The sequence below is a fragment of the Marinimicrobium agarilyticum DSM 16975 genome, assembly GCF_000423345.1.
GTDB lineage: Bacteria > Pseudomonadota > Gammaproteobacteria > Pseudomonadales > Cellvibrionaceae > Marinimicrobium > Marinimicrobium agarilyticum.
The window spans coordinates 465,700-483,069 of sequence record NZ_AUHU01000004.1 but is presented as its reverse complement, the minus strand read 5'-3'; the positions used below and the strand labels follow the sequence as shown (position 1 = coordinate 483,069).

The window sequence follows — 17,370 nt, the reverse complement described above, 5'->3', positions numbered from 1 at the left end:
CATCCGTGGCGGCCGAGCTCCAATCAGGACCGTGCTCTACATGGCAATGATGTCAGCCATTCAACACAACCCGGTGATGAAGCGGTTCTACCACTCTTTGGTCAACGCTGGCAAACACAAAAAGGTGGCGCTGACGGCTTGCATGCGCAAGATGGTGACGATTCTTAATGCCATGGTTCGGGATGACTGCCTATGGCAAGAAGCTTAAATTTTTAGCCTGTAGGTGTTGACCGGGGATCACAGTCGCTGGTTATGTGTCTGCGACATTGCTAGATCTTTCCAACCAAGTAGAGCGCAGAAAATAGTAAAGTCAACATGCCTACCACGCTACACCAAAAACCGGTATTACGCGCTCCGTACTGTTCGAGATATACCACTTGAGAAGAAGACGGATACTTCCCCAAGGTAATAAACTTGCAGATCGGCCAGCCAACCCAGTAGCAAATTGTTCCGAAGAAGATCTCTGCGAGAATATATTCTATTCCTCGAAGAAACCCTTTCCCTACTTCTCCGACTAGATCATCCATACATTTTCTCTTGAGTACACATAACGCTGCCAACACGCGCAGCTTTGTGTGGAGGCGAAGCCGCAACGGAAAAGCTGTCGCCGTGGTTGGCCTTGTTAGCAGTTTTTAGCACGGGAAAGCACCTTTTTAATGAATGGCCACTTTTTCTGAGTATACGCTTCTCGATCATAAGCCACTTCAGCAGCCAGAGATTTTTTCAGCTCTGCGTACTCTCCGGCCAATTTCGGACTCTGCGTAAGCATGTTCCGAAAAGTGATTCGCTCTTGCCAGAGTGGGCTTTGATATGGGACCAAATGTAAATGATGTGTGCGAAACTCCGGTGAAGGCTTACAGAACCAATGCATAACTTCAGACTTGTACGGATAGTAGCAATAACCATTAGATTGCAGAATCTCGATAGCACCTTTAGAGGACTCCAAGTCTTTAACTCCAAACATTATATCGATTATTGGTTTTGCAACCATACCTCGTACAGCAGTGCTGCCAACGTGCTCCACTGAGCCAACAAGCCAAGTACCAATTATCTCGAGTAGGAACGCGCGCTCCTGTTCAAAACGTTCGGGCCACTCAGCGTTGTACTCCTCCAACTCAACTTTCATTTGGCACCCTTAAGACTGCTAACGCTGAGCTAAAGTGCGCCGCATGCGGCGTCACTTTTGAGCGACTTGTTAGCATTGTATTCTTCGAATGCCTCAGTCTGAAAGCGACGGTAGCCGTCCTTCTCCCACGACGAACAGATGTTGGTGGTAAACCTGCCCTCATGCTCATAGATGAATACCATATAAACCTTCCCGATCTCAAAATCCATTCCACACGATGAGGTGTTTTTATTGGACCAAACAGCGATTGACGAACGCGAATTTCCCTTATATACGACAATCGGACGTAATATATACTTATTTTTAAACAGGGAATAGAACCACCTATTTTTCAGAACTTCAGCTTCCACCACGTAGGATGCGCCTTGTTCCATAGCCTGAAAATCCATATCCTCGACGCAGCTACAGCCATATGCTTTGACGCTACTAAAAAGCAGTGCGTAAAATACCAGCATCAATCGCATACTCGGCTCCAATGCATGCTAACAGCTGTATATCGAGCCGGCACGCTTTTGCGTCGAAGGTAAAGGTGGGATAACGAAGGTAAGGCATTGAAATTTAATCATTTTTCGAAAACTATCCACTTCACCCCGGGTATAAAAGTGTGCTGGCACGCTTTCTCCTGATTACGGGCACGCTTATTGCCCACTGCTTCCCGTAAGCTATTGATTTTTCAGGATTGTTGCTTTTCAGTGGGGCAGAAAGCGTGCGCTGCCTAGAGGTAAAGTGTGCCCTACTTTTTCAAGGATTTAAATATATGGCGTAGAAATCTATCACTAAACGTACTGGCCGGCGCAATAGCCGCTAGCCCAGGCCCACTGAAAGTTATAGCCTCCCAACCAGCCGGTGACATCCAGGACCTCCCCCACAAAGTAGAGCCCAGACACGTTTTTTGCTTCAAAGGTCTTGGAGGAAACCGCGTCGGTATCCACCCCGCCGCGGGTCACCTCCGCCGTCCGATAACCTTCCGTTCCCGGCGGTACAATTTGCCAGCGGTGAAAGCCGTCGCACAGGGCCGCCATTTCCTTGCGGCTCAGCTCCGCCAGGGGCTTCTCCCGCACCGCCTTGGGGAACAGGGGCAACTCAAGCCAGGTTTCCACAAAGCGCCGTGGCAGGTAACGGGAAAGACGGTTTTTCAGGGTTGTTTTCTGGCCGTCCGCCCGCCACTGCTCCAACAGTTCCTCCAGAGACTCCGTCGGCAACAGGTCGATGGTCACCGCCTCACCGGTGTGCCAATAGTTGGAGATTTGCAGAACCGCCGGGCCACTCAGGCCGCGGTGGGTGAACAACAGCGCCTCGGCGAAACGCTGGTCGCCGCATTCCGCAGTAACCGGGAGAGACACGCCTGAGAGCGACTGGGCGATCTCGAGCCAATGGCCGCTCAAGGTAAAGGGCACGAGAGCGGCTTCCCGCTCGGTGACGGGCAGACCGAATTGCTGGGCGACGCGGTACCCATAGCCGGTGGCGCCCATGGTCGGGATGGAGAGTCCGCCGGTCGCAATCACCAGCGACTCACACTGGATGCCGCCCAACGTGGTAGTGAGGGTGAAACCGCTCTCCCGCTGTTCAATGGTTTCAACGGCACAGCGGGTTCGAACCTCGACGCCGCCCTTGTCGCACTCCGCCAAGAGGATATCCAGAATATCCCGGGACTTGTGATCGCAGAACAACTGACCCAGTGTTTTTTCATGATAGGCAAGGTCGTAACCGTGCACGAGATCGAGGAAGTCGTAGGGCGTATACCGGCGGAGGGCCGAAATGCAGAAGTGGGGGTTCCGGGAAATGAATTGCTCCGGGGTCACATTGACGTTGGTGAAATTGCAACGCCCGCCGCCGGACATCAGAATTTTTTTGCCCACTTTGTTGGCGTGATCGAGAACCGCCACCCGACGCCCGCGCTGTCCGGCGGTGGCCGCACACATCAGGCCGGCCGCCCCGCCGCCGATAACAATCACATCGTATTCAGTCATGAAGCAGCATCGGACTGTTTGCGGGCTTTGGCCTCGGCCCGGCGCTGACGGAAAAAGTCGGTCAGCTGTTGTTGGCAGGCTTCCATCAGTACGCCGCCTTCCACTTCCATCAGATGGTTGTAGTAAGGCGTATGAGCCAGCTGGTTGCGGCTTTCCACCACCCCGGCCTTGGGCTCGGTGGTGCCGTAGACCAGACGCGAGATGCGAGCGTGAATCAGAGCGCCGATGCACATGGTGCAGGGCTCGAGCGTGACGTACAACGTAGTGCTGGGCAGACGGTAGTTCTGTTCGCGCCCGGCGGCGTCACGCAGCGCGATTACTTCCGCATGGGCGGTGGGATCGTGGGCGCTGATGGGCTGATTGAAACCTTCGCCGATCACCGCGCCCGCGCGAACGATCAACGCGCCCACCGGCACTTCACCGAGCGCGCTGCCCTGCTCGGCCAACGCCAGGGCTCGACGCATCCAGTATTCGTCCGAGGTTTCCTGCTCGCTCATTACTGCCCTGCCCACAGGTCACCTTTTTCCATGGGCGCCACAAACGCAAACCGCGGGACGGTTTCACCGGCCACTTCCACCGACTCGGTAAACATCGACAGGGGCCTTACCCACAAACTGTAATCCCCGTAGAGGCAGCGGTACACCACCATTGCCTCGCCGGTTTCGCTGTGGGTCGCCACATCCAGTACCTGGTAGTCCTTGCCTTTGTAATGGCGATACCGGCCGGGCAGTAACGCCTTTGCCGGGATCTCGTCCGATCGTTTCATGTTGAATCTCACTGTCAGTTTTCAGCTCGCCGGCATTGAATTCAAAGAATGCCTTGCGCCCGCAAGCGGCTCAGGTCGCTCTCGCTCAGCCCCAGCGCTTCGGTCAGTACCGCATCGGTATGGCTACCCACCTCGGGCCCGGGCCAGTCGGTCCGCCCCGGGGTATTCGCCAGGCGGGGCATGATCGCGGGGATGTTGAGCGGTTTACCGTTGATCTCCACCTGCTCAAACAGCCCCCGGGCCTGGAAGTGGGGGTCCGCCATCATGTCCGCGACATTGTAAATCGGACCGGAGGGGACCCGCGCCGCTTCCAACACCGCCAGCAGCTCTACGGAATCCAGCGTCTGGCACCACTGCGACAGGGCCTGATCAATTTCCTCCACGCATTCCACCCGACCGGCGTTGGTCGTCATTCGCGGGTCTTCCGCCATCTCGGGCCGACCGGCGGCGCGCATCAATCGCTGGAAAATCGAGTCGCCATTCCCACCGATCACCACGTACTTGCCGTCTTTGCAGCGGTAGGTGTTGGTGGGGACAATGCCGGTCACGGTGGTACCGGAAGGCTCACGAATCAGACCGGCGCCGTCGTACTCGGGCACGACTGCTTCCATCAGGTTGAACATGGCTTCGTACAGCGCGACGTCGACCACCTGGCCCTCTCCCCCGCCGTCGCGCTCCCTTTCCAGTAACGCCAGGGTAATGCCCAGCGCGGCGTGCAGGCCGGCAATGGTATCACCAATGCTGAGGTTCGGCCGCACCGGCGCCTCGCCGGGATAACCATTGACGTACCGAAAGCCGCTCATGCCTTCACAGACCGACGCAAAGCCCGGCTTTTTGGCGTAAGGGCCAGTTTGGCCGAAACCGGAAATACGCGCGTATACCAGCGCCGGATTGCGGGCTTTCACCGCGTCGGGGCCAAGCCCCCAGTCTTCCATCACACCGGGGCGAAAGTTCTCAATCAGTACGTCGGCACTGTCGATCAATTGCGCCGCAATTTTCCGCCCCTCTTCCTGTTTTAGGTCGAGGGTCACGCTTTTTTTATTGCGCCCGAGGCTGCGCCACCAGAGGGAGGTGCCGTCTTCCACGACTCGCCAGCCGCGCAGCGCATCACCCTTGCCCGGCGGTTCGATCTTGATGACTTCGGCCCCGAAGTAGGCGAGCATACAGCCGGCAAAAGGCCCGGCAATCAGTTGGCCGAGCTCGATGATACGAACACCCTCAAGAGGGCGGCGGGCGTTGGCTTTTGACATGCTAAGGCACCAGAATAATTTTACCGATCAAGCGGTTGGATTCCATCAGTTCGTGGGCACGGGCCACCTCGGCCAGGGCAAAACGGTGGTTGACCTGCGGTTTGATTCGGCCGAGCGCAATCAGTGGCCAGACGCGTTGTTCCAGCTCACGGGCGATACCGGCTTTGACCTCGGCACTCTGCGCTCTGAGGGTGGAGCCGGTTAGCGTGAGGCGTTTGAGCATCAAGGGCAGAAAATCCACTTCCGCCTTGCTGCCTTTGAGGTAGGCGATATTCACAATGCGCCCTTCCGGCGCGGCGGCCTTGAAGTTTCGCTGGATATAATCGCCCCCGACCATGTCCAGGATGACATCCGCTCCGAGGCCGTCGGTAAAGGCTTTGACTTCCGTCTCGAAGTCCTCGTCCCGATAGCAGATGGCCCGGTCGGCTCCCAGGGCGCGGCAGGCGTCGCATTTCTCCCGGCTGCCGGCGGTCACGATAACGGTATGGTCCAGCGCTTTGGCCAGTTGAATCGCCGCCGTTCCGATGCCGCTCGCGCCGCCATGAACCAGCAGAGTTTCCCCCGGTTGCAGCTGCGCCCGCTGCCACAGATTGTGCCAGACGGTGAACAGCGTCTCGGGCAAGGAGGCCGCCTCCTCCAGGGAGATGCCCTCCGGTACCGGCAGACACTGGGCGGCGGGGGCGAGCACATGGTCCGCGTAGCCTCCACCGTTGACCAGGGCACAGACCTCATCCCCCGGACGCCAACGAGTGACCGATTCACCGCAGGCCACCACACGTCCGGAGACTTCCAGCCCCAAGACGGGCGACGCGTTCTCCGGCGGTGGGTACAGCCCTTTGCGCTGAAGCACATCGGGACGGTTGACGCCGGCGGCCGCCACCTCAACCAATACTTCATCGGCCGAGGGACGCGGCCGCTTCCCGTGGGCCAGCCTCATTCGGTCGGCTTCACCCGGCTCCGGAAGGTCGATATAACGGCTCAGGGGTTCACTGTCACTCATCAGGGCTCCAGGCGGTCGATCGTCCAGTTTCCATCGGCTTGCAGGTTGTACTCGAACCGATCGTGGAGGCGGTAGGCACCCCCCTGCCAGAATTCCACCTGGTGAGGACGAACCCGGAAGCCGCCCCAGAACTCCGGGAGCGGCACTTCCCCGCCTTCAAAACGTTGCTCGACGTCCCGGTAGTGCGCCATGAGTGCATCCCGGGACTCGATGGCGCGACTCTGGTGCGAGGCCCAGGCCGACAGCTGGCTTTCGCGGGGGCGGCGATGGAAGTAATGGGCGGCATCCTCCCGTGACAGACGTTCCACTTTGCCGCAGACATCCACTTGCCGCTCCAGGATATGCCAGGGAAAATGCAGGCTGACTTTGGGGTTGGCCTCAAGCTCGTGGGCCTTGCGGCTACCATAATTGGTATAGAAGACAAAGCCGTCCTCATCCAGGTCCTTCAAAAGCACAATGCGCTGCGACGGCTGGCCATCCGGAGCAGCGGTCGCCAGCACCATGGCCGTGGGATCGGGGATGTCCGCCTCCACCGCCTGCTCCATCCAGCGCTCGAACTGTTCCACAGGGCTGGCACTCAAATCCTCAAGATGAAGCCCACCACGCAAGTACTCCCGTCGCAGACTCTGTAAATCAAGACCCATGCTTATTACTCCCGTATGACTGATTGGCTCCGGGGCCTACCCGGGAAGGTTCTGGCGGAAAACGGTCGCGCGCTCATGACCTTCCAGCGTATAGTACTGATTATTACCAACGCCGTTAACCAAGACTATGACACATAATAACCCGATCCTCGGCATTATCCTCGCCGGAGGACTCGCCCGCCGAATGGGTGGCGGGGACAAATGCCTGCTACCCCTCGGGGGACGTACGCTGCTGGATCGTGCCATCCGCAAAGCAAGACCCCAGGTGGATGAGCTGCTGCTCAACGCCAACGGCAACCACCTGCGCTTTACCCGCAGCGGGCTCACTGTCCTGTCGGATGAGTATCCGAACTTTCCGGGGCCGCTGGCGGGTATCCACGCCGGACTGGAATGGCTGACTCATCACCGCCCCGACGCCGAGTGGCTGGTCAGCTTCGCCAGCGACACCCCTTTCTTCCCCACTGACTTGGTGCCCGCGCTGCTTGAGCAGGCACTGGACACCGAGGCTGACCTGGCGGTGGCGAGCTCCGAGGGCCGCCTGCACCCGATTTTCGCACTCTGGCACCGTCGCTTGCTGCCTGCGGTCAGGGACGCGCTCAAGGCCGAGAAGAGCCCCAGACTTCAGGACTGGGCTCAGGCTCAACGCTGGGTCGAAGCGCCCTTTTCCCGGCACGGCTATGACCCGTTTTTCAATATCAACCAACCTCAGGACCTGCACAACGCCGAGGCTTTCCTCCCGCTGGCAGACGAGGCTGAGCGCTGAGTTTGCTTCCCCTGTACAGGTGCAATCGGCACCTTTTTCCGCTACAATCCGCGCCCTTCTTACCCAGGCATCCGAACCGGCCGCCCTGTCGATCCGACTGCCGACGATAACAACACCCATCACCGGTCACAGCGACCTGGCCTCGTGGATATTCCCGTCGCCCGTCCTCCCTGATTTGCAAGGGTCGCTTGCCCGCCGGTACTCACTGTTCAACCTGTCCAGAGTCCGTGAGTCTTCAGCGGCCACCTGCGACATAAACTGAAAACTGCTGGAAACCTATGTTCACACACATTCGACAGAACTGGTTCTCAAATCTCAAAGGTGACAGCCTGGCGGGCATCGTGGTCGCTCTGGCGCTGATTCCCGAAGCCATCGCCTTTTCCATCATTGCCGGCGTGGACCCCAAGGTCGGCCTGTACGCCTCTTTCTGTATCGCCGTGGTCACTGCTTTTGCCGGCGGTCGGCCGGGGATGATCTCTGCCGCCACCGGCGCCATGGCGCTGCTGATGGTGACGCTGGTCAAAGAGCACGGCCTGGAATACCTGCTTGCCGCGACCCTTTTGACCGGCGTGTTCCAGATTGTGGCGGGTATTTTCAAACTGGGTGGGCTGATGCGTTTTGTATCGCGCTCGGTGGTTACCGGGTTTGTGAATGCGCTGGCCATCCTCATCTTTCTGGCCCAATTGCCGGAAATTACCGGCGAGAACGCCACGCTCACGGTCTACCTCATGCTCGCGGCGGGCCTTGGCATCATCTATCTTTTCCCGCTGCTGACCAAGGCGGTGCCTTCGCCCCTGGTGTGCATCGTGTTCCTCACCGGTGTGGCCCTGTATTTTGGCCTGGATCTGCGCACGGTGGGCGACATGGGCGAGTTGCCGGACAGCCTGCCGGTGCTGCTGTGGCCCGAGGTACCACTGAACTTAGAAACGCTGCAGATCATTTTTCCCTACTCCATCACCCTGGCGGTGGTCGGGCTGCTGGAGTCCATGATGACCGCTACCATTGTCGACGACCTGACCGACACACCCAGCAATAAGAACCGCGAGTGCATGGGTCAGGGCGTGGCCAATATCGGCTCTGGCCTGCTCGGGGGCATGGCCGGGTGCGCGATGATCGGCCAGTCGGTAATCAATGTGAAATCCGGTGGCCGGACCCGCCTGTCGACACTGGTGGCGGGTGTTGGGCTACTGATCATGGTGGTCTTCCTGGATCAATGGGTGGCGGCCATTCCCATGGCGGCCCTGGTGGCGGTAATGATCATGGTGTCCATCGGGACCTTCAGCTGGTCCTCCGTGAAGAACCTGAAGGATCACCCCAAAAGCTCCAGTATCGTGATGGTCTCGACGGTGGTGGTTGTGGTGGCCACCCACAACCTGGCCCTGGGCGTGCTCGTGGGCGTGCTGCTCAGCGCTCTGTTTTTTGCGCGTAAAGTGGGGGATATTCTCTATATTGGCTCGTCCCTCTCAGATGATGGGGAGCACCGCACCTACAACGTGGTGGGCCAGGTCTTTTTTACCTCCGCCGAACAGTTTATCGACGGCTTCGATTTCAAAGAAGCGATCGAAAACGTTACCATCGACCTTCACCGGGCGCACTTCTGGGACATTACTGCGGTCAGTTCCCTGGACAAGGTGGTTCTGAAGTTCCGCCGCGAAGGGACCGATGTTGAGCTGGTGGGTCTGAACGAAGCGAGTGCAACGCTGGTCGACCGCTTCGCCGTGCATGACAAGCCCGACGACGTCGAACAACTGATGGGCCACTGAGAAAAGGGATAAAACCTATGCATAACAAAGTCATTGCCTGCATTGATGATTCCCAGTATGCCGAATCGGTGTGCGACTACGCCGCCTGGTCCGCCCAGCGCCTGGAAGCACCGCTGAGCCTTCTGCATGTATTGGACGAACCCGGCAAAACCCGCAAACAGAACCTCAGCGGCAGCATCGGTTTTGGCTCCCAGGAGGCGCTTCTGGAAGAGCTGGCCAGCCTGGACGAGCAACGGGCAAAGATCGCGATGGAACACGGACGGTTAACCCTGAAGGCGGCCCGCGAGCGAGCCGAGGCCCAAGGCATCAGTGGCATCGAAACTCGTCAGCGCCATGGTGAACTGGTCGATGCTCTCGCGGATCTGGAAGCGGAAACGCGGATGCTGGTGGTGGGTAAGCGCGGCGCCGACACCGCCTCGGCACACGGCCATATCGGTAGCCACCTCGAACAGATCATCCGGACGCTGCACCAGCCCATTCTGATCGCTCAACAGAGCTTCGAGCCGCCTCAGGCCATCATGATGGCGTTTGACGGCAGCGCCACCACCCGCAAGGGCGTGGAGATGGTCGCGGCGAGCCCACTCTTTCGCGGTATTCCCGTTCACCTGGTAATGGTGGGAACGGATAGCGACAGCCATCGGGAACAGCTGGAATGGGCCCGGAAGACCTTGACCGACGCGGGCTTTGAAGCGCCCGCCACTCTTGTGGCGGGGGACCCGGAGACGGCGTTGGAAGAATACCAGCACACTCACGACATTGACTTGCTGATCATGGGTGCCTACGGGCACTCGCGTATCCGCCATCTGATCGTGGGCAGCACCACGACCGCAATGATCAGTAAGACACGTATTTCCCTTATGGTTCTGCGTTAAGACTATGGTGGGATTTCCGGGTTGGTGGTACGCGCTGTGTCGGTGGCAGTTTGTGCTCCTGCTGGTGATTTATACTTATATGGGCCTGACCACTTCTGCCGGGCCCCATATCCCGCAGTACAACGACAAGGTGATGCATTACCTGGGCTACCTGGTGGCGGGGTTATCCATTACCGCCGCCCTACCCGGCTGGCCCTGGTGGCAACGGGCGCTCCTACTGCTTGGCTATTCGGGCCTGATCGAGGTGCTGCAACACTTTATGCCGCCCAGAACACTCAGCCTGGGGGATATGATGGCCAATGCCCTGGGCATTGGCTCCGGCCTTTTGCTCATCGGCGCCTTCAGGAAGTATCTGCCTCGCTGGAGCCACCAATTATTCCGGGGCTGAGGGCGAGTCACCCACCCTCTGGCCGTGCTTCTGGCGCCGATGAAGCAAGGTGGTGTAAGCCCCCAATGCAGCCACCAGCGCCAATATCCAGCCAAATATCCGCAGCACGAAAATCGGGAGCCAATGGGCATCACCCTCACGCGGCTTGACGGCATAGTCCCAGCGCCGCTCGGACGATAGTGTCACCGCCTCAGGCGCTTCGAATACCTCAGGCCGTCCCCACAGGAGCATTGGCGTTTCCCCGCGCCGGGAGCGCACCGCAAACGTGTGCCGACCATCTCGCTCCTGCTGGGCAAACATCGAATTCAACAGCGGCTCGGCATCAATTACTGTGGATAGCAGCCCCCAGTAGTCGTTATCGATATAAATGGGATCCCGGTAGACAAAAGCCGTGCCGCCCTGAAGCAGCGACACATTTTCCGACAACACCGGACGGCGTTCCTCAATGGCCCGCTTTACATCGGGCCACTGCTGTTCCAGCTCGCGGTAATCGAGTCCGATCGCCGCTTCGTTTCGTTCATGGGGATAGACGTAGCTCAGCTCATAGCCCACGGCGACACCAAAGTTACGCACCACGGGCGTGGTTTCGTAGGCGACTCTCAAAATGCCGAGAATCTCATCACGTTCCAGCGACTGATGGCGAACGGAGAAGTAGCCCGCCAGTCCACGTGTCAGATACAGCACCCCATTGAGCTCTCGCTCGGCACGGGAGCGCAGATCGGCGGCAAAAGCTAACGCTTGCAGACGTTGGTCACTATCCACTTTCGCTTTGTAAGCAAAAATGACCCCTTCCACAATACTGATAACCAGCAGAAAGAAGAGTGCGGGAAGGACCAGAGGCGAGCGGTTTGCGATCGGTGGGCTCAAACGGATTCCTCTTGAAGGCCAAAACAGCTCGTCCTCATCATACCCCGACCGATCAGTCTACGCCAGAATCCCCCAGGGTCTCCCACAGAAAGTCGGCCACCTCGTCGGCCGTTGGCTGCAACCAGGGATCGAATAACCAGAATGTGTGGGGGGTATTGTCGAACTTCTCCGTCCGGTAAGGCACGCCCAGCGGCTTCATTTTCTCTATCATCTCATCGCGCCCCACCCCAAAGCGCTCCCGGGCGCTGTTCAGATAGAAAATGGGCGGCATGTCTTCGTGCACATAGTAAGTGGGAGACCCCTTATGCCAGCGCTCGGTCTGCTCAGCATAGCGCCCGCCAAACCAGGAACCGGCAGCGGAGGGATTTTTGCTCGGATCATCCTCGTGCTTACGCGCCTCCTCCGAGGTGAAGTCCGACAGACCGTCGATATTGACGATGGCCTGAACATCACTGGAGACCTCACTGCTCGCTTGTTGTGGGTCGAAGTAGGTATTTCCCGCCGTGACGCCGGTCAGGCTGGCAATCTGGCCCCCCGCCGATGTGCCACCAACTGCGATTTTGTCGGGATCCACCCCATAGGCATCGGCGTTTTGGCGAAGCCAGCGAATCGCGGCCTTCACATCGTGAATCGCCGCGGGGAACTGGGCTTCCGGCGCCAGCCGATAGCTGATATTCGCGGCCACGATACCTCGCTGCGCGAGCGCCTGGGCCAGAGGCGTCAGGTTTTCCCGGTAACCGGAGCGCCAGCCACCGCCGTGGACCAGCACAATCGCGGGCCGAGCCTGAGCGACGCGCTCTTCCGGTCGATAGAGATCCAGCTGCAACGCCCGACGCCCGTACTGTACGTAGGTCAAGTCGTGTTCCGCAATGACACCTTCGGGCAGCTCTCGGCTGGCTATCTCAATAAACGGGAAGTTTTTGACTTCTTTTTCAAAGGTATTTTCCGCCGTGTAGGTATTTTCAAACTTCACTGGCGGTTCGGTGATGACGCCGTTTGAACAGGCGACGGTGATGAGGGGAATCAACCCTACGATGAATTTTTTCATTCTGCTCTCTCACTTTATGTTGTTATAGCACTGACGAATGGCGGTGTTAAAACCGCCATAAAAAAGGCCAGCAAATGCTGGCCTTTTTTAAACGATACCGCGAACACTCACCTCATCAGAGCAACAGACGACGAACGTCGGCCAGCACTCCAGACAGGTAGGTGAAGAAGCGGCCGGCATCGGCGCCGTTAACCGCGCGATGGTCGTAAGACAGGGAGATCGGCAGCATATTGCGCGGCACAAACTCACTGCCATTCCACACGGGCTTCATCTGGGCGCGCGAGACCCCGAGAATACCCACTTCCGGGGTATTCACAATAGGCGTGAAGCCGCTGCCGCCCATGGCACCAAGGCTGGAGATGGTAAAGCAGCCGCCCTGCATTTCTGCGGCGGTCAGCTTACCGTCTCTTGCTTTCTTCGCCATGGTCAATGCTTCTTCCGCCAACTCCCACAGGCCTTTCTTATCCACATCCCGAATGACCGGCACCACCAGCCCGTTGGGCGTGTCCACCGCCATGCCAATATGGATATATTTCTTCTGCACCATGTGCTCGCCATCGTGATGCAACGACACATTGAAGCTGGGTTCCGCTGCCAGCGCCGAGGCACAAGCCTTCAGCAGGAACGGCAGTGGTGTCAGCTTGGTACCCCGCTTCTCCGCTTCGGCCTTGAGCCCCTGGCGGAAGTTTTCCATTTCGGTGATATCGACGTCGTCCCACTGGGTAACATGGGGAACGTTCAGCCAGCTGCGGGTCATGTTATCGGCGGTGAGCTTCTTGATCTTGCTCATTTTCACCGTTTCAATCTCACCGAATTTGGCAAAGTCGACTGGCGGTACACGAGGAATCGCGCCACCCGCGCCGGCCACCGCACCACCGCCGGACTGGGACGTGGTAACGATATTCTTCACGTAGTCGCGAACATCGTCTTTGGTCACGCGTCCACGCGGGCCGGAGCCTTTCACCTTGGCCAGATCCACGCCCAACTGGCGACCCAGCTTCCGAACCGCCGGACCGGCGTAGACGTCGCCACTGTTGATCACCTGCTCGCTGGCAGCCGTGGCTGTAGCGGGTGAACCGGAGGATTCGGCTTTCTGCTCGGCCGGCTCAGCTTTGGACGAAGCGGACTCGGACGGCTTGGTGTCAGCCTCTGCCTTGGGGGCCGCTTCCGCTGAGCCGCCGGTGGTTTCCACCACACCAATTTTGTCACCCTGGGAGACTTTGTCGCCCTCTTTCAGGGCAATGCTTTTGACCTTGCCGGAAACGGGCGAAGGGATTTCCATGGACGCCTTGTCGGTTTCCAGGACGATCAGTGAATCGCCCTCGGAAACCTCGTCGCCCTCTTTGACGCAGACTTCAATCACTTCCACGCCTTCGGAACCGCCAATATCCGGAACGGGAACATCCTGCGCGCCACCGCTCTGAGCGGCCTGCGCCGGTTTCTCCGCCGGAGCCTCTGAGGAAGAGGTCTCTTTTTCCGTCGCTTCCTCATCGGAACCGCCGGCCGTTTTCATCTTGCCGATCAGATCGCCTTCGGAGACCTTGTCTCCCTCTTTCAGGGCGATGCTGCTGATGGTACCGCCCTGGGGGGAGGGAATTTCCATCGAAGCCTTGTCGGTTTCCAGGACAATCAGCGAATCACCTTCACTGACTTCGTCACCGGCCTTGACGCAGATCTCGATCACTTCCACGCCCTCGGAACCGCCGATATCGGGCACGGGAATATCAACTTCACTGCCGCCTGAAGAAGACTTGCCACTCGCCTCTTTCTTGGGAGCGGCCTCTTTAGATTCGGATTTCTCTTCCGATTTCGGCTCAGAGGTTGACTCCTGGGTGTCCCCATCGTCGCCAGCACCCTCGCTTTCCAGTTCCACCAGCGGGGAGCCCTCGGAGACCTTGTCGCCCTCCTTCACCAGGATCTTGGCGATCTTGCCGCCTTTGGGACAGGGGATGTCCATCGAGGCCTTGTCGGTTTCCAGGGTAACCAGCGTGCCTTCAGCTTCGACGGTATCCCCCACCGCGACGCCAATTTCAATCACTTCAACATCTTCGGAGCCGCCGATATCGGGGACTTTGATGGTTTCTGTGGCCACAGTAACTCCTCACTCACATTCTTGGTGTTCGACCCACCCCCGGGGCTACCCCCGGGGGATACCTTCGTGATTACACGGTCAGGGGGTCGGCCTTGTCCGGATCAATGCCAAACTGTTTAATGGCCTTGCTGACCACATCGGGCTTGATCTTGCCCTGATCCGCCAGGGACTTGAGCGCGGCGATTACCACGAAGTGACGGTCCACTTCGAAGAAATGGCGCAGTTTTTGACGACTGTCGCTGCGACCGAAGCCATCGGTGCCCAATACGGTGAAATCACCCGGCACATAGGGGCGCAATTGCTCGGAGTAGTTTTTCATGTAATCCGTGGCAATGATCACCGGCCCGTCCTGACCTTCGAGCTGTTCGGTCAGGTAGGCTTTGCGCGGGGTTTCCCCCGGGTGCAGCATGTTGTATCGGGTGACACGCTGACCATCTCGGGTCAGTTCGTTCACGCTGGTCACGCTCCAGACGTCCGCTTCCACGCTGAAGTCTTTACGCAACATTTCGGCGGCCGCCCGCACTTCGTTCAGAATGGTGCCGGAGCCCAGCAACTGAACGCGGTTTTTCTTCTTGCTGGTGCCTTTTTCGAGTTGGTAAATCCCCTTGATGATGCCCTCTTCCACGCCTTTCGGCATGTCCGGGTGCTCGTAGTTCTCGTTCATCAGGGTGATGTAGTAGTAGCAGTTTTCCTTGTCCTGATACATACGCTTGAGGCCGTCCTGAACGATGACCGCCACTTCGTAGGAGAAGGTCGGGTCATAGCTGCGGCAGTTCGGAACGGTATTGGCCAAGATATGGCTGTGACCATCCTGGTGCTGCAAACCCTCCCCGTTCAGGGTTGTGCGACCGGCGGTACCACCGAGCAGGAAGCCGCGCGCCTGAGCGTCGCCGGCCAGCCAGGCCAGGTCGCCGATGCGCTGGAAACCGAACATGGAATAGTAAATGTAGAACGGCAGCAGCGGCGTCTGGTGGTTACTGTAGGACGTGGCTGCGGCAATCCATGCCGACATGGAGCCGGCTTCGTTGATGCCTTCCTCGAGGATCTGGCCTTTCTGGTCCTCTTTGTAGTACATGATCTGGCCGGCATCCTGCGGGGTGTACTTCTGGCCTTCCGCCGAATAGATACCCACCTGCCGGAACATGCCTTCCATACCAAAAGTCCGGGCTTCGTCCGGAACAATCGGGACCACTTTATCACCAATATTTTTGTCTTTGATCAGGACATTCAGTACCCGGACAAAAGCCATGGTCGTGGAAATCTCGCGGCCTTTTGAGCCTTCCAGCTGCTTGGCAAACGCATCCAGTTTGGGAATTTCCAGCGCTTCGAAATCCGCCTTGCGCGAGGGCAGGTAACCGTTCAATTCCTTGCGGCGCTCTTGCAGATACTGCATCTCGGCGCTGTCTTCCGGCGGACGGTAGTACGGGATCTTCTCGAGATCTTTGTCTTCAATGGGAATATTGAAACGATCGCGGAAAGTTTTGAGGCCTTCAAGGTCCAGCTTCTTCACCTGGTGGGCGTTGTTCACCGCTTCACCGGTGGGGCCCATACCGTAACCTTTTACCGTTTGCGCCAGAATCACGGTAGGCTGACCCTTGGTGTTCACCGCGTTATGGTAGGCGTTATACACCTTGTGGGCGTCGTGGCCGCCGCGGGCCAAGTGCAGAATTTCATCGTCGGTCATATCTTTGACCAACTCGAGCAGCTCCGGGTATTTACCGAAGAAGTGCTCGCGCGTGTAGGCCCCGCCGTTGGCTTTGTAGTTCTGCATTTCGCCGTCGAGCACTTCGTTCATGCGCTTTTGCAGCAGACCGGTTTTGTCCTTCTCCAGCAGTTTATCCCACTGGCCGCCCCACAGTACCTTGACCACGTTCCAGCCGGCACCGCGGAATGCCCCTTCCAGTTCCTGGACAACTTTGCCGTTGCCACGAACCGGGCCATCCAGGCGCTGCAGGTTGCAGTTGATCACGAAAATCAGATTGTCGAGTTTTTCACGTCCGGCCAGGGAGATAGCTCCCAGGCTTTCCGGCTCATCACACTCGCCATCCCCCAGGAAGGCCCAGATTTTGCGACCGCCTTTCTCGACCAAGCCTCGCTGATCCAGATAACGCATGACGTGCGCTTGATAAATCGCGGCAATCGGGCCCAGACCCATGGAAACGGTGGGGAACTGCCAATAGTCCGGCATCAACCACGGGTGCGGATAGGAAGAGAGCCCCTTACCGTCCACTTCGCGGCGGAAATTATCCAGTTGGTCTTCGGTCAGGCGCCCTTCAACATAGGAACGGGCGTACATGCCGGGAGAGCTGTGGCCCTGAAAGTACACCATGTCACCCGGCTTATCGCCGTCATTGCCCTTGAAAAAGTGGTTGAAACCCACTTCATAGAGGGTCGCCGCCGATGAGAAGGAAGCGATGTGGCCACCCAACTCGTCGGCGCTTTTGTTCGCACGCACCACCATGGCAATGGCGTTCCAACGGATGATGGAACGAATCTTGCGCTCGATGTAGGCATCGCCGGGGCTCTGCACTTCTTTCGAAACCGGAATGGTATTGCGGTACGGCGTGGTAATCGCCGAGGGCTGATCAATTCCGTGATCGACCGCATCTTCCGAAAGCTGCTTGAGCAGGAAGGTAGCCCGCTCTTTGCCTGCGTGGCGAACAACCGACTCAAGGGCATCCAGCCATTCTCTCGTTTCGAGGGCATCGATATCTTCTTGCATTAAATTCTCCTCAGCCGTGCACGCATTGGCACATCTAATCGTTGCATCTAATCAATTAGGAAATTGAAAACACAGGTGTCTCTGCACCGCCATAGAGCC

The 17,370-nt window shown here is 58.2% G+C and carries 18 protein-coding genes; 5 read left to right on the top strand and 13 right to left on the bottom strand.

Annotated features, from left to right (window positions below; genetic code table 11):
* Positions 1-208, top strand: a 208-nt coding sequence (locus G547_RS22960; protein WP_027328932.1) for a transposase, incomplete at its 5' end; no start/stop codon positions are given.
* A gap of 61 nt (positions 209-269) precedes the next feature.
* Here G547_RS22960 and G547_RS20250 read toward each other — a convergent pair.
* The 9 genes from G547_RS20250 to pdxH all read right to left on the bottom strand — a co-directional run bounded on the left by G547_RS20250 (position 270) and on the right by pdxH (position 6,756).
* Positions 270-527 (bottom strand): hypothetical protein, encoded by a 258-nt coding sequence (locus G547_RS20250; protein ID WP_036187101.1) that lies wholly within the window; start codon positions 525-527, stop codon positions 270-272.
* A 95-nt stretch (positions 528-622) separates the two neighbouring features.
* Positions 623-1,126, bottom strand: coding sequence for a GrpB family protein (locus G547_RS0105220; protein WP_051234850.1), 504 nt, complete (start codon positions 1,124-1,126; stop codon positions 623-625).
* Between the two features lie 29 nt (positions 1,127-1,155).
* Positions 1,156-1,590 (bottom strand): hypothetical protein, encoded by a 435-nt coding sequence (locus tag G547_RS0105215; protein ID WP_027328930.1) that lies wholly within the window; start codon positions 1,588-1,590, stop codon positions 1,156-1,158.
* Between the two features lie 312 nt (positions 1,591-1,902).
* Entirely contained in the window at positions 1,903-3,096 is a 1,194-nt protein-coding gene (locus G547_RS0105210) for a BaiN/RdsA family NAD(P)/FAD-dependent oxidoreductase (RefSeq protein WP_027328929.1), read from the bottom strand.
* A complete protein-coding gene (gene tadA / locus G547_RS0105205) occupies positions 3,093-3,608 on the bottom strand; it encodes a tRNA adenosine(34) deaminase TadA (protein WP_027328928.1) in 516 nt (171 codons plus the stop codon). Before tadA ends, G547_RS0105210 begins: the two co-directional genes overlap by 4 nt.
* Complete coding sequence (locus G547_RS20245) at positions 3,593-3,862, bottom strand: DUF1653 domain-containing protein (RefSeq protein ID WP_036187095.1); 270 nt, start codon at positions 3,860-3,862, stop codon at positions 3,593-3,595. The genes tadA and G547_RS20245 overlap by 16 nt, the downstream gene beginning before the upstream one ends.
* Before the next feature lie 41 nt (positions 3,863-3,903).
* Complete coding sequence (locus G547_RS0105195; RefSeq protein ID WP_027328927.1) at positions 3,904-5,112, bottom strand: CaiB/BaiF CoA transferase family protein; 1,209 nt, start codon at positions 5,110-5,112, stop codon at positions 3,904-3,906.
* A gap of 1 nt (position 5,113) precedes the next feature.
* The gene (locus G547_RS0105190; protein ID WP_027328926.1) at positions 5,114-6,112 is read right to left on the bottom strand and encodes an NAD(P)H-quinone oxidoreductase; all 999 of its coding nucleotides are present in this window, start codon (positions 6,110-6,112) and stop codon (positions 5,114-5,116) included.
* The gene (gene pdxH, locus G547_RS0105185) at positions 6,112-6,756 is read right to left on the bottom strand and encodes a pyridoxamine 5'-phosphate oxidase (RefSeq protein WP_027328925.1); all 645 of its coding nucleotides are present in this window, start codon (positions 6,754-6,756) and stop codon (positions 6,112-6,114) included. The genes G547_RS0105190 and pdxH overlap by 1 nt, the downstream gene beginning before the upstream one ends.
* 127 nt (positions 6,757-6,883) lie before the next feature.
* On the opposite strand from pdxH, the gene mobA reads away from it, so the two are divergent.
* The 4 genes from mobA (at position 6,884) to G547_RS20235 (ending at position 10,542) form a co-directional block, all read left to right on the top strand.
* Positions 6,884-7,519, top strand: coding sequence for a molybdenum cofactor guanylyltransferase MobA (gene mobA / locus G547_RS20240; RefSeq protein WP_036187092.1), 636 nt, complete (start codon positions 6,884-6,886; stop codon positions 7,517-7,519).
* Between the two features lie 278 nt (positions 7,520-7,797).
* Positions 7,798-9,282 carry a SulP family inorganic anion transporter gene (locus G547_RS0105175; RefSeq protein WP_027328924.1) on the top strand — a complete coding sequence of 495 codons (1,485 nt, stop codon included), beginning with the start codon at positions 7,798-7,800 and terminating at the stop codon, positions 9,280-9,282.
* 17 nt (positions 9,283-9,299) lie between these two features.
* Positions 9,300-10,154 (top strand): universal stress protein, encoded by an 855-nt coding sequence (locus G547_RS0105170; protein WP_027328923.1) that lies wholly within the window; start codon positions 9,300-9,302, stop codon positions 10,152-10,154.
* A 4-nt stretch (positions 10,155-10,158) separates the two neighbouring features.
* Positions 10,159-10,542 carry a VanZ family protein gene (locus G547_RS20235; RefSeq protein WP_051234847.1) on the top strand — a complete coding sequence of 128 codons (384 nt, stop codon included), beginning with the start codon at positions 10,159-10,161 and terminating at the stop codon, positions 10,540-10,542.
* Here G547_RS20235 and G547_RS0105160 read toward each other — a convergent pair.
* The 4 genes from G547_RS0105160 to aceE all read right to left on the bottom strand — a co-directional run bounded on the left by G547_RS0105160 (position 10,528) and on the right by aceE (position 17,271).
* Positions 10,528-11,409: a CHASE domain-containing protein gene (locus tag G547_RS0105160; protein ID WP_027328922.1), complete on the bottom strand. Its 882-nt coding sequence runs from the start codon at positions 11,407-11,409 to the stop codon at positions 10,528-10,530. The two genes, G547_RS20235 and G547_RS0105160, sit on opposite strands and share 15 nt — an antisense overlap.
* A gap of 52 nt (positions 11,410-11,461) precedes the next feature.
* Positions 11,462-12,457: an alpha/beta hydrolase gene (locus G547_RS0105155; RefSeq protein ID WP_027328921.1), complete on the bottom strand. Its 996-nt coding sequence runs from the start codon at positions 12,455-12,457 to the stop codon at positions 11,462-11,464.
* A 115-nt stretch (positions 12,458-12,572) separates the two neighbouring features.
* Entirely contained in the window at positions 12,573-14,549 is a 1,977-nt protein-coding gene (aceF, locus tag G547_RS0105150; RefSeq protein WP_027328920.1) for a pyruvate dehydrogenase complex dihydrolipoyllysine-residue acetyltransferase, read from the bottom strand.
* Positions 14,550-14,619: 70 nt separating this feature from the next.
* Positions 14,620-17,271, bottom strand: coding sequence for a pyruvate dehydrogenase (acetyl-transferring), homodimeric type (gene aceE, locus G547_RS0105145; RefSeq protein WP_027328919.1), 2,652 nt, complete (start codon positions 17,269-17,271; stop codon positions 14,620-14,622).
* Between the last annotated feature and the right edge of the window lie 99 nt (positions 17,272-17,370).